Below are 12,920 nucleotides of genomic sequence, written 5' to 3'. Positions count from 1 at the left end.
ACATAATATGTCCGATAAGTCAGAGTTCAAGGGTTGAACATAAAAATATTTTTGGTGGGTACGATTGAGTGCGCAGCCACGCCAAAAAGTGTAGACCTTGGCGTGGAGTCTAGAAGCCCTATATTAAGCCAATCTTAAATTTATCGGCTTTGGCGGGATAAGCCGTTAATCTTTATTAATAATTACTCCAGCAATCAGAGAGTGGCGTTTTGTTAATCAAAGGCTCTCATTCAACAGGCGCTATTGATGCGAGAGTTGACTAGCCTTGACCTGGTGCCAGCTTGGTAAGATCTAAGTATTGCGCGGCGTTTTGGCTCGAACATTCAGTAAGATGTGGGATGACCCCGAGACATGGGGCGTCCATCAAGGCAGTAAGCGCCAAGAGGTTCTCGTCAGTCACCTGCATATCGGGATCGACGCAGTTTGCTACCCAGCCAGCTATCTTTACCCCATCGGCCTGAATCGCCTCTTGAGTCAGCAGTGCGTGGTTGAGGCAACCCAGCTTAACCCCGACCACCAAGATCACCGGCAGCTGCAGATCGACTGCCACAGTGGACAGAAAGGCCTGTGGATTAAGCTTACCCTGAACGCGAAGCGCATGGCTAAGCGGAAGCCGCCAGCCTCCCGCCCCCTCTACCAAGGCAAAATCTACCTCATCGAATGGCAATGTCTTAAGGTGAGACGTGACTAGATCCGCATTAAGGGTCATGCCTACCTGCTTCGCGGCGATATGGGGCGCAATGGCGGGCTTAAAGGCAAAGGGGTTCACTCTTTCATAGGCAAGCTTCACATTGGACTGAGCCATCAATGCCAGGGCGTCGCTGTTTCTCAGCCCTTCAGACGTCTGCTCGCAACCTGAGGCGATGGGTTTTACCCCTAAGGTGCTACCTTGCTTGCTCGCCAGATAGAGGAGTGAGGAAGCCACCAAGGTCTTGCCGCTGTCGGTATCTGTGCCGGCGATGAAATAACGCATGAACCCTTTCCTTAACTAGCTCTGCGGCTCGCATGAATAAATAAGATTTGATAGGTCAAGGGAAGTCCCTCTGGCTGACGCATTGCCTCGGCGCGCTCACAGAGGGCCAACCAATCCTGACGCCCACGAAGCCTAGGTAGCGGCTTACTCACTGAGCCCTTTGTTCCATTTGAGCCCAAAGTTTCATCTGGGCCGTGGGAGGCATCTGAGTCTTGATTACCATCTGAGCCTTGAGAGACAGTGCTGCCCATGGCGGCAGAGGCGCCAACCCCCTTGATGGAATAGAGCATCGTCTTAAGATTGTCGAAATGCACCCGCAGCGGCTCCACCGATTGGTGCTCAATTTGCCAATGGGAATCACAAAAGCCATCAAGCACCGTCTGGGCTTGCTCGAAGTTATTAACCCTTAGCCCGAGCGCGTCGAGCTCAGAAAGGCTTCCATCGACGACGATGGAGAGATGGCATTGACCGCCGGGCTTAAGCACCCTGGCAAGCTCACCTATGGCCGTCTTGACATCGCTGCACCACTGCAGCGCTAGGTTTGAGTAGAGGGTGTCTATGCTGGCATCGACTAGGGGCAACGCCTGGGCATCGCCGCACAACGCCTTGTAGCTAGGAAAACTTTCGAGCATCTGCGATAGCATGCCGGGGGCGATATCCAGCCCCAGCACCTCATTAAGACCTGGCGCCGCGGAAAAATCTGTACCTGGACCACAACCTATATCTAACAAACGTCCGATGGGCGTCATCTTGGTCCTCAGCCTCTGCGCGCTGAGACGCTGCACCTTGTCATGCTCCTGATAGTGCTTAGCCGCCAGGGAGAACTGGCGCGCTATCTTGTCTGCACCAATCGCCTCTTTCATACAGTCTTTACCTTGCACTTTAGGCGCTTGTGTTGGCATTTGTCTTGGCTCTGAACTGGGCATTAGGCTTGGCATATTCGTAGGTACATCATGAGCTAATTCACTACACACAGAATCAGACTTCCTCTGGAAAAATAAAATGCTTTCTACCACTTAATCTCGCAAGGCTTGCAGCAGCTGATCGGCCAGGGCCTCGATATCTGCCTGGGTATGATTCACATTTAAGGTGATCCTGAGCCTGGCACTTCCCTGAGGCACGGTCGGTGGCCGAATCGCGCCCACCCAGAAACCCGCGGCCTTTAGTTCACGATCGATCTTGGCAAGCTTATCAATATCCCCCACCACCAGCGGCTGTATCGGGGTATGACTGCCAAGCAGCCTAAGCCCCCTCGCCTTGGCGGCCAGCTTAAAGGCCTCAATCACCTGAGCCAATCTGTCTCTGCGCTCACCGGTTTTAATCAACTTCACCGCCTTGAGGGCCACATGGGCACTGGCCGGCGACAAGGCAGTGGAATAGATATAGTCCCTGGCATGGGCCACCAGAAAATCGATACAAGTATTTGAGCCTAAAATCGCCGCGCCTTGGCAGCCAAGGGCCTTACCGAAGGTGACGATTTGAATATCACAGCGGCTGGCATCGACCCTGTTGTGCCCGCCCAGTGGCAGGACGCCGAAGCCGTGGGCATCATCGACGATCAACCAGGCATCATTTGCCTGTGTCAGCTCGTAGAGCTCATCTATGGGCGCCAGATCACCATCCATGCTGAAGACGCTCTCGGTCACCACCGCCAGCGGCTGATGCTTTTCCACCAGTCGCTTGGCCGCACCCAAATCGTTATGGGCGAAGCGTTTTAACTGGGCGCCGCTTTCCAGCAGACCGTCGATCAGGGAGGCGTGGATCAGCTTATCGGCCACCACCACACTCTCCTTGTCCAGCAGCGTTTTCATCAAGGCTGAATTGGCGCTAAAGCCGCTGCTAAAGAGCAAGGCCGCCTCATGGCAGGTAGCCTCGCACAGTGCCTGCTCGAGCGCCGCATGGGCATCGCTATAACCTGTGACCAAGGGCGAGGCGCCGCTGCCGACGCCGTATAATCTCGCCCCCTCACCTAGCGCCTCGATAAGCTCAGGCGATTGACTCAGGCCCAGATAATCATTGCTGGCAAAATTATGCTTGATGCTTCCCTGATGCACTAAACGGTTAACATCGCCAACCGATTGAGTCAGTTGCTGACGACGCCTGAGCAGCCCGCTTTGTTCCGCGCGCTGCATCTTGTCATCGATTTTATGCTGAAGCCGAGTCATATGGACTTACTCGCTGGACGAGTTAAAGCGCCGCCGCATCGTAGAAAGGCTGAGAGGCCTTGTCTTTAACGGCCTGTGCCTTGGCAAATACCGCTTTATCCTCTTCGACCGTGCCCGCCTTGCCTTGCTCGGGATGAAGCCCAAGGCGCTTAAACAGCGTCATGTCTTCATTCTCTTCCGGGTTACTCGTGGTCAACAACTTACAGCCGTAGAAGATAGAGTTGGCGCCGGCAAAGAAACACATGGCCTGTAGCTCATCTGTCATCTTCTCGCGTCCAGCCGACAGGCGGACCCGAGACAATGGCATCACGATACGCGCCACGGCAATGGTGCGCACAAATTCCAGCGGATCCAGATCGTCTAAGTTTTCAAATGGGGTACCGGCAACCTTCACCAACATGTTGATGGGCACAGACTCAGGATGCTTGGCCATGTTGGCCAGCTGCTGCAGCAGCCCGGCGCGATCGCTCGCCTGCTCGCCCATGCCGACGATACCGCCAGAGCACACCTTCATGCCGGCGGCGCGCACGTTATCCAGGGTGTTGAGCCTGTCCTGATAGGTACGTGTGGTGATGATATCGCCATAGTATTCTGGCGAGGTATCCAGGTTGTGGTTGTAATAATCGAGTCCTGCGTCGGCCAGATCTTTCGCCTGAGATTCGCTAAGCATCCCCAGGGTCATGCAGGTCTCCATGCCCATGGCTTTGACTTCGCTGACCATATCCTTCAGATAGGGCATGTCGCGCTCATGGGGATTACGCCAGGCGGCGCCCATGCAGAAGCGTGACGCCCCGGCGGCCTTGGCGGCGCGGGCCTCGCTCAGCACTTTCTCAATCTCGATCAGTCGCTCTTTCTCAAGGCCGGTATCGTAACGGGCGCTCTGAGGACAGTACTTGCAATCCTCTGGACAGGCACCTGTCTTGATCGACAAAAGACGCGAGATCTGCACCTCATTTGGGTCGAAATGCTGGCGATGAATGCTATGGGCCTTAAACAGCAGGTCATTCATAGGGAGCGCAAAAAGCGCTTCAATTTCATCACGTTGCCAATCGTGACGTAAGGCTAATTCGGACATTGATTACCAACCTTCAAGTTGCTATTTTGAGCCGGAATGCTTGATTTCCGGCGACATTTATCTTGCTTAGCATACCCTTAGGCCTTAATCTGTCAACGCCAACCAGTTAAACCGGTTTACTAGCGGTTAAAAAATAATCAGGATTTTTTATGTCTGTTAACTCCCAGATCGACCATCAATTCGACCGACAACATATCTGGCACCCCTACACCTCCATGACCCAGGCCCTTCCTGCCTATGGAGTGGTGTCGGCAGAGGGGTGCGAGTTGATCCTGGAAGATGGCAGACGCCTAATCGATGGCACCAGCTCCTGGTGGGCCTGTGTGCACGGATACGGCCACCCCTATATCCTGGAGGCGATGCAGAAACAGCTATCGACCCTCAGCCATGTGATGTTTGGCGGCATCACCCACCCCAGCGCCATCGCGGTGAGCAAGAAGCTAGTGGCCATGACCAGCGATAATCTTACCAAGGTGTTTCTGGCCGATTCGGGCTCGATTGCCGTCGAGGTGGCGATGAAGATGGCGCTGCAATATTGGCAGGGACGCGGCGCGCCAAGCAAGCAGCGAATACTCACGGTGAAGCACGGCTACCATGGCGACACGTTTGCCGCGATGAGCGTGTGTGACCCAGAAGGCGGCATGCACACCATGTTTGGTGAGGCGGTGACTCAGCAGCTGTTTGCCCCCGCCCCCAAGACCCCCTTCGGTGAAAACTTGATAGCTGACGATCTCGAGGCGATGGCGTCGCTGCTAGACGCCCATCACCAATCGATAGCGGCGGTTATCATAGAGCCTATCATGCAGGGCGCTGGCGCCATGCATTTCTACAGCGCCGACTATCTGAAAGGGCTGCGTGCGCTGTGCGATCGCTACAAGGTGTTGTTGATCTTAGATGAGATAGCCACAGGCTTTGGCCGCACCGGCAAGCTGTTTGCCTACCAGCATGCAGGTATTGAGGCGGATATTCTCTGCCTGGGTAAAGCGCTCACCGGCGGGTATATCTCTCTGGCTGCCACCCTGTGCAGTGACGAGGTGGCCATGGGGATCAGCGACTCGCCCTCCGGCGTCTTCATGCATGGCCCGACCTTCATGGGTAACCCGCTGGCCTGCGCCGCCGCCAGCGCCAGTCTGGATCTGATCAATCAACATCAGTGGCCCGAGCAGGTAGCCGCCATCGAACAGCAGATGAAACAGGAGTTAGCAGCCGCCAGCGCAATCGACGGGGTAAAAGCGGTGCGCTGTTTGGGCGCCGTTGGCGTGATTGAGATGACCCGCAGCGTCAATACCGCAGCATTGCAACAGGCGTTTGTGGATCGCGGCGTCTGGGTGCGCCCCTTCTCGAGCTATATCTATATTATGCCGCCGTACACCATTAGCGCGCAGCAGCTTAGCCGCCTCACCCAGGCGATGCTCGAGGTCGCCGCCATCGCGGGGGCGGAGGCGAAAGCATCGAGCGGCGATGAGGCGGGCTTTATCAGCCACGGATAATCCAGCTCCTATTCTTTTTTGCGGGCGCAAGATTGCGCCCTTGAACTCCCGCTGAGCTATAGTTAGCCAAGGCGCACTGATTCGCTTAAGTCTCAGCGCGCTGATTGGCGCTCCAGCGAATCGCACTCGACAGGCTCAACTCAGAAAACCGGGAAAGCTATGCCTCTCACCGACGAGCAAAAACAGCTTATTCAAAAGTCCTTTGCCGAGATCAATCGGCAAAACAGTAACTTCGCTTCGCACTTCTACGATTGCCTGTTCGCCATGGCGCCCTTGATCCGTCCCATGTTCCAGAGCGAGCGGCCGGTATTCGAGTATCATTTCAACGAGCTCATCACCACGGCCGTCGCCAAGGTGCATCAGTTTAATGAGGTCAAGCCTAAGCTAGAGGAGCTGGGACGAAAGCATCTGGATTATGGCGTCAATATTAGCCAATTTGAGGTGGTGCGCGCGGCCTTGTTGCTGTCGATTCAGGATTGTCTGCGAGACGCATCCAGCCCGGCTATCGAGCAGGCCTGGTCATGCTATTACGATGAGATTGCCAAGGTGATGATTGCCGCCATGCAGGAGGCAGCATCCTGATCAGGCTGCCGTATCTTACCTATCTTAATCTTATACTTTTTCCCGCTTCAGCCAGTTGCTTAACTGTACCATTCCCTCATCGATCGATACCAAGGGGCGATAGTTAAGGTCACGCTTGGCCGCGGAGATATCGAAATAGTGACAGGTAGAGAGTTGTCTGGCTACGAAGCGAGTCATGATAGGCTCCTCACGCTTGCCCAGCAGGCCGTAGACCCCTTCTAACAGAGCCCCGGCCAGATAGGCGATGCTGGCGGGTACCCGCTTCTCGACCTTAGGCAGCTCGGCACAGGCCAAGATCTTGTTGAGCATGGCCGCCATGGTGATCGGCTCATCGTTACTCAAAAAGTAACACTTTCCGGCGCACCGCTGCGGGTTTTGCTTGAGGGTCAGGGCCGCCAGAATATGGGCGTAGGCCGCGTTGCCGACATAGATGGTATCCACCAGCTTATCCGCCTTACCCACTAACTTGAGCTTACCGGCTCGGGCCCGGGCGATCACCCTGGGCACCAGATGAGGATCTTCCGGCCCCCAGATGAGATGGGGCCTAAGAGATACGGTATTTAGCTTGCCTTCAGAGGGAGAAGTAACACTCGACAATGAGGTGCCGTTTGCGGCCGTCACCCTCTGCTCGGCGATCGCCTTGGACTCGCCATAATAGTTGAGGAAACGACTGGCATAGGGCGCGCGCTCGTCTATGCCAGATTCATCTTCACCGGCAAAGGTCACGCTCGGGGTACTGGTATAGACGAAACTGTCGATACCATGGGCGATAGCGGCCTTAAGCAGGTTGTCGCAGCCCTGCACGTTAGGGGCAAAATAGCTCTCCTTACTGCCCCATACTCCGGCCTTAGAGGCCACATGAAACACCAGGTCGCAGCCGGCCATGGCATTGGTTACGGACTCGAGATCGCAGATATCACCGCTCACCATGTTAACGCCCATGGCCTCGAGCTCGGGATAATGCCCCCTGGCAAAGCCTGTCACGACAATGCCCGCCGACATGAGCCGCTGACAGATCGCCTTACCCAGAAAGCCGCCGGCGCCGGTTACCAAGGCATGGCGGCTAAGGCCCGCCAGCTCTGTTAACGCCTCAACCTCTTCAAGTCGCAGATTGACGTTATCTGTGTAATTAGAATGCTTGGTGATGCTCACGGGCGATCACTCCTTGTAGGTGGACTGCGCCCAAACCGCCAGCTTCTCTCTGAAGATCTTAGCGTTATGGCGAATATCGACGGGAAAGCCCGGATGGATTAGAAAGCGGGTGATCCCCTGAGTCTGGCTATGGGCCTCGCCCAGCAGTCTCAGCTCTGTATAAAGCGCGGCGGCGTTGCTACAGCTCAGTCCCTGCTCCAGCTCTAGACAAATTAAGGGCTGCATCTCCCCTTTCACCTCTATGCCCACCAAGGCGGAACGCTTGATATCACTGTGAGTGTTGTAGATACGCTCGCAGGGGATAGAGAAATAACGCCGTGGCTGACCATCGACGCTACAATCCACCCTGTGGGCTTTACGACCGCACATCCACAGGCGTCCCTGATTATCGAGATAACCCAGATCCCCCATGCGGTGATAATGCTGGCCCTGGTCATCGAAGATCTTTGCCTGGGCTGTAGCCTTATCGCGCCGATAATAGCTGGCACTCACCATGGGGCCCTGTACCACTATCTCGCCTATCCGCTCCCTTGGCAGGCAGAGATCTGCCGACCAAGTTGGGATCTCGGCCTCATCTATCTCTATGATATGCATGCTGACGCCGTCTATCGGCTTACCGACACAGATGCCGCCGCCATTGTCTGTAACTTCGGTAGTATCAAACAGCTCGTGACTGGTTATCATGCTCAGCGGCAGCGACTCGGTGGCCCCGTAGGAGTTAAGCACGGGCGCATCACTCGTTAGCATCTCACTGAAACGCTTGATCGACGCTATGGTCGCCGGGGCGCCCGCCGAAATCACCCGTTTTAGGCTACCAAGTTTTACCTTTTGATCCCGTGAAGTGCCCGCCTGCCCCAAGCGCTCGATAAGCGCCGGATTGACGAACATGTTAGTGCAAGCATAACGCTCGATGGCCGCAAAGATATAATCTGGATTGGCGGTGATCGGCTTGCTGGCGTCCATATCAGGCACGATCGAGGCCATGCCCAGCGCCGGGCCAAACAGGGAAAACAATGGGAAGGTGGCGAGATCCCGTTCACCGGGCGCTATCTGATAGTCGTGCTTGAGGGCGCTGATCTGCGCCTCGAACATGCGATGGGAATAGACCACGCCTTTAGGGGTGCCCGTGCTGCCACTGGTAAACAAGATGGCGCACATCTCGTCACAATCGAGCTGAGCCATAGAGAATTGCCCCTTGCCTTGCCCCAGTTGCTTAAGCTGCTCCAGGCTCGCACCGCCCCACAGCTTACTGCCGCCGACTGTCACCAGGTGAGTCAGGCTTGACTTACCCCAGCCAAACAGGCGTCTGGCCAGGTGGGCCTTGGGGATCCCGATAAAGGCATCGGGCTCGGCCTCTTGAAAACACTGCTTGAGGTTTTTCACCCCCATGCCTGGATCCACCAAGATAGGGACTATCCCAGCCTTGAACAGGGCGAAGGTTAAGGCGAAGAACTCAAGGCTCGGCGTCACCATCAGCACCGCCTTGGCGCCGCGTTTGATGCCATAGGCATACAGGCCGTGGGCTAGGATGTCGCTCATGGCATCGAGCTTTGCAAAATTCAGCTCTTGGTACTCAAGCTGTTTACTCAAGACGCCACGGGCCTTTTGCACCGCCACCGCCAGCTCATTAGGGGCCTCTTTGGCCGCCCGGTTGAGATGACGACACAAATTGGCGCCGACTTGAATCGTCTCTGACATCCGCCTTATCCCTTTTTTACGTTAATGCGTAACCGTTTTTACGTTAGTACGTGAGTTAGCGCGCCATAAATTGCTGCACCTGGGCTACCACCTCATCGCTGGCATCTTCCAGGATATAGTGACCACAGTCGGCAAACTCATGCACCTCGGCCTCGGGGAATCGACGCTTCCACTCATCGAGGAAGTGTTTGTCGAACACAAAGTCTTTGAGTCCCCAGCAGATCATCATAGGCAGTTGGCTAAACTGGCTCAGTTTCTCGCTGATCTCGCTTACCAGTTCATAGTTGCGATCGCCGGGCTTGAGCGGGATATCCTGCACGAAGCGCAGGGTCGAGATACGATTCGCCCAAGAGTTAAAGGGCGCCACATAGGCCTCGCGTATCGCCTTTGGCATAGGCGCGCGCTTAACGCCAACATAAGAAGCGATAGAGGAGAAGGCATTAAAACCGCGCACTAATACTGTTCCCAGTAGGGTGTTACGACAGATCCACAGCGCCCAAGGAAACGGCTTAGCTTCTGGCAGATGAAAGGCACCAGTGTTGAGCACCACGATTTTCTTGATCCGCTCGGGATGACGGGCCGCATAGCCCATGCCTATCATGCCGCCCCAGTCGTGAACGATCAGGGTGATCTTCTCTTTCACCTCGAGGTGATCCAGCAAGGCCTCCAGATCGTCGATACGATTCTTCAGGGTATAGTCGTAACCGGCATCATCTGGCTTATCCGACAAACCGCAGCCGATATGATCCGGCACAATGCACTGATGATTCGGGCTCAACGCCGTCACCAGATTGCGATAATAGAAAGACCAGCTCGGGTTGCCATGCACCATGACCACGGGCTCACCCTGGCCTTCATTCACATATTGCAACTTGTGACCATTACGATCTAAGTAATTGCGTTTAAAAGGAAATAACGAATCGAGCATGGGGGTACCTGTTATGATTATGCGTTAAGTGGGCGCCGCCTCTCGGCGTCGCCCCTATGCTGTGCTGTCAGTAAGAAGATGAAGGACGCTCTACCACTTGAGACCGAGCATCATGCAGTTGAGGCCGCTGCCTATGCCGAGGAAACTGACCTGATCGCCCTTGCGCAGGAAACCCTGGTCGTGAGCCATGGCCGCAGTCACAGGCAGCGAGACTGTGCCCATGTTGCCAAGTAGCTGATAGGTAGGGAACTCTTTCTCCTGAGGGATATTGAGCGCGCTCAGCACCTGCTTACGGTTTGATGCCCCCACCTGATGACAGATCACCTTATCGACCTGCTCCACCAGCCAGTTACGCTGCTCGAGGAAATGCGCCCAGGTATGGCGAGCCAGCTCGACCCCTTCTTTCAGCAGAGCCACACCGTCGGTGCGCATAAACTCGCGGTATAGCTGGGTGCCGGCTTCCTGTAATCCCCATTGACAGAGATTATGATGTTCGGGCGCCGAAAGGTGACTCGCCCCGAGCAGCTGATGCTGACGCTCACTCTTGAGCGGCAGGCTGCCATCGGTAAGCAGCACAGCCACGGCGCCAGAGCCACCGGTCAGGGTCGCCAGCGACTGGGCATAATTCTGCATGGTGGGCTCGGCCAGCATGTTATCTATGGTGATATCCACGATATGACGCGCCGACTCGCAGGAAACCACCAGACCAGCCTTGATCTGACCCAGCTCGATGCGGTTAGCGATATCTAGAATGCCGGACAGCACACCCAAGCAGGCGTTGCTGATGTCATAGATGGCGGTGTCCTTAGACACCCCAAGCTCGGCGGCGATACGACAGGCGGTCGCCGGCTCGTGCTGATCGCGGCAGACGCCGGTATAGACCACTGCGCCGAGATCGGCCACATCTATCCCCGTCTCCTCGATAGACTTGTGCGCCGCCGCCAGGGCGCCATCGGACAATCTATGCCCTTTCGGCCACCAGCGACGCTCGTGGATCCCTGTCAATGCGGCGAGCTGCCCCATAGGGATCCTGAATTTCTGATACAAGGGAGCTAATCGAGACTCTAACTCTGAAGTCGAAACCACTTCAGGTGCCAGCTCATAGGCCAGACTATTTATAAAAACGCGAGAATATTTCATGAAACCGTTCTGTTTCGCTCATTATATCGGCACTTATTCGGCCAATTTTTATCTTTCAGTGTTAACCCGCCATTTGAGCAAGAAACGGCGAATGATTCAATAAAAAACCGCCATAGGGCGGCTTTTTTCGACATCGATCGGCAAATTTATGACAGCGCCCGCTGGTTTCATAACTCAGAGCTAAGTGCCTGAAAAGCTCGTCAGCCGATTCTTGGTTCGTTAAGTGGCTAAAAAAGCGACTCTGGCAGTACTCATCAGACAAGCACCAATCTTGCGGGTGTGAGTCTGACAGTCGCTAATCTGGCAAACTCTATTCTGGCAATAAATGGCTTGGCAGGCGAGCCAGGATCAAGCCGTTTCTAGGCGTCACCTCAAGATCGCAAAAGGCACCTAGGCTGACCTCATAGCCCTGCTCCTGCAGGAAACAGACTCTATCGAGCAGCAGCCAGAACTCTAAGGCCTCACGAAACAGGTGCGCAGCCAGATCGATACGCCGTGTCAGGCGCTGGCGCTCGAACCCTTTATCTAAATAATGCGCTTCGTCCCACTGCTCGGGCAGTTTGACTCGTTTCTGCTCAGCCGCCCAGGCACAAAATTCCCTGAAGCTACCGCTCAGTTGGCTCTGCTTCACCGCTGGTATCGGCAAGTAGTGTGAACTGCCGGTCACATCCCGCTGCAGGCTGTCGAACCCCAGGCGCCAGGCCACCTCTTTAAGACGCAGCGCCCTCGCCTTAGCATTGGCGATAACCGAGCGTTGCAGGGGCAGTTGCAGATCGTGTTTACTGAGCAACAGCGGGCTCTTCTGGGCGAGACTCGACAGCGGCTGGTAGTGACTGTCACTTATCAGATGATAACAACAGGGCGCCACCGCTAAGGAGCGGGTTCTCGCCTTAGCGGCGCCGCGCAGCAAACTGAGATGCAGCTCGCCGCAGGCATGGAGGGCGACCGCCTGCTGCTCGCGTTTAAGCAGTTGCTGGGCTGATTCTGCCAGGGCATCGCCGCAGACGAAACGCTGGGGCAATTGCCACTGATGTGCAAACTGCGAACCTGCCTCACACAATCCCTGCTGCCACTCGAGACTCACGACAGTGCGTGACTGTCCCTTGGCCAACAAACGCCCCAGATGGCCCTTACCGGCGCACCACTCTAAGATCTCATCATCACCAGGGGTAACTCTCGCGGCAAAGGCGAGGATCTGCTGCCACTTACGCCCCTTGATGTGGGCGCTGAAATGCCCAAGTTCACTCTCGGACAGCCCAGCACAGGCCTCATCGACGCTATGCTCTGCTAAGCTTGCAGGTGCTATATCAGAATGCGTGGGCTCAGAATGCGCGAGCCCTGCGGCAAGGGTTTTAAGTAAAGACAAGGGCCAGATTATGCCCCTAGCCGCGAGATCCGCCTCGAGTGCGGGCGCGAGACGCGCGTGCAGCGTTATGCTGTCGCTATCCAGACTATCGAGTTCTTCATCATCAAGCTGCCAGAGTAGCTCGGCGAGTCTTGGAAACTCATCCTGCCAGGGTAAGGCCTCCGCCTCGAAGGCCTTAACCTGCCACAGCGCGTGGCTGCTACTTAGCAGATCATCTAAGGCAGTAAACTGCTTGGCATAGGACATCTGGCTCCTCGACACTTTCTGCGGCACTCTTCAACAAAATATAAGGCTAAAAACAAACGCCGGCGATGATCGACCGCCGGTCGTGAATTGTCAACCAACTTAGGC

At 55.5% G+C, this 12,920-nt stretch carries 11 protein-coding genes; 2 read left to right on the top strand and 9 right to left on the bottom strand.

Annotated elements, in window-relative coordinates:
* Nucleotides 1–259: 259 nt before the first annotated feature.
* The 4 genes from bioD to bioB all read right to left on the bottom strand — a co-directional run bounded on the left by bioD (nt 260) and on the right by bioB (nt 4,213).
* Nucleotides 260–973: a dethiobiotin synthase gene (gene bioD / locus K0H80_RS08745; RefSeq protein ID WP_220073727.1), complete on the bottom strand. Its 714-nt coding sequence runs from the start codon at nt 971–973 to the stop codon at nt 260–262.
* An 11-nt stretch (nt 974–984) separates the two neighbouring features.
* Entirely contained in the window at nt 985–1,836 is an 852-nt protein-coding gene (locus K0H80_RS08740; RefSeq protein ID WP_220073726.1) for a methyltransferase domain-containing protein, read from the bottom strand.
* 153 nt (nt 1,837–1,989) lie between these two features.
* Complete coding sequence (locus tag K0H80_RS08735) at nt 1,990–3,138, bottom strand: 8-amino-7-oxononanoate synthase (RefSeq protein WP_220073725.1); 1,149 nt, start codon at nt 3,136–3,138, stop codon at nt 1,990–1,992.
* Between the two features lie 22 nt (nt 3,139–3,160).
* The gene (bioB, locus tag K0H80_RS08730; protein WP_220073724.1) at nt 3,161–4,213 is read right to left on the bottom strand and encodes a biotin synthase BioB; all 1,053 of its coding nucleotides are present in this window, start codon (nt 4,211–4,213) and stop codon (nt 3,161–3,163) included.
* Nucleotides 4,214–4,362: 149 nt separating this feature from the next.
* Between bioB and bioA the strand changes: the two genes are divergently transcribed.
* Entirely contained in the window at nt 4,363–5,703 is a 1,341-nt protein-coding gene (gene bioA / locus K0H80_RS08725) for an adenosylmethionine--8-amino-7-oxononanoate transaminase (RefSeq protein WP_220073723.1), read from the top strand.
* A 159-nt stretch (nt 5,704–5,862) separates the two neighbouring features.
* Nucleotides 5,863–6,285 (top strand): globin domain-containing protein, encoded by a 423-nt coding sequence (locus tag K0H80_RS08720; protein ID WP_011865516.1) that lies wholly within the window; start codon nt 5,863–5,865, stop codon nt 6,283–6,285.
* A 30-nt stretch (nt 6,286–6,315) separates the two neighbouring features.
* Here K0H80_RS08720 and oleD read toward each other — a convergent pair whose 3' ends face one another.
* From oleD to K0H80_RS08695, 5 genes are all read right to left on the bottom strand, one after another.
* On the bottom strand, nt 6,316–7,437 hold the full coding sequence (oleD, locus tag K0H80_RS08715; RefSeq protein WP_220073722.1) for a 2-alkyl-3-oxoalkanoate reductase: 1,122 nt from the start codon (nt 7,435–7,437) through the stop codon (nt 6,316–6,318).
* Nucleotides 7,438–7,443: 6 nt separating this feature from the next.
* Nucleotides 7,444–9,135: an olefin beta-lactone synthetase gene (gene oleC / locus K0H80_RS08710; RefSeq protein ID WP_220073721.1), complete on the bottom strand. Its 1,692-nt coding sequence runs from the start codon at nt 9,133–9,135 to the stop codon at nt 7,444–7,446.
* A 55-nt stretch (nt 9,136–9,190) separates the two neighbouring features.
* On the bottom strand, nt 9,191–10,063 hold the full coding sequence (locus tag K0H80_RS08705) for an alpha/beta fold hydrolase (RefSeq protein WP_220073720.1): 873 nt from the start codon (nt 10,061–10,063) through the stop codon (nt 9,191–9,193).
* Between the two features lie 90 nt (nt 10,064–10,153).
* Nucleotides 10,154–11,203, bottom strand: coding sequence for a 3-oxoacyl-ACP synthase III (locus tag K0H80_RS08700; protein WP_041511492.1), 1,050 nt, complete (start codon nt 11,201–11,203; stop codon nt 10,154–10,156).
* 310 nt (nt 11,204–11,513) lie between these two features.
* On the bottom strand, nt 11,514–12,815 hold the full coding sequence (locus tag K0H80_RS08695; RefSeq protein WP_220073719.1) for a methyltransferase: 1,302 nt from the start codon (nt 12,813–12,815) through the stop codon (nt 11,514–11,516).
* Between the last annotated feature and the right edge of the window lie 105 nt (nt 12,816–12,920).

The sequence above is a fragment of the Shewanella aegiceratis genome, from assembly GCF_019457495.1.
Taxonomy (GTDB): Bacteria; Pseudomonadota; Gammaproteobacteria; order Enterobacterales; family Shewanellaceae; genus Shewanella; species Shewanella loihica.
This window is presented reverse-complemented; position numbering and strand designations above follow the sequence as displayed.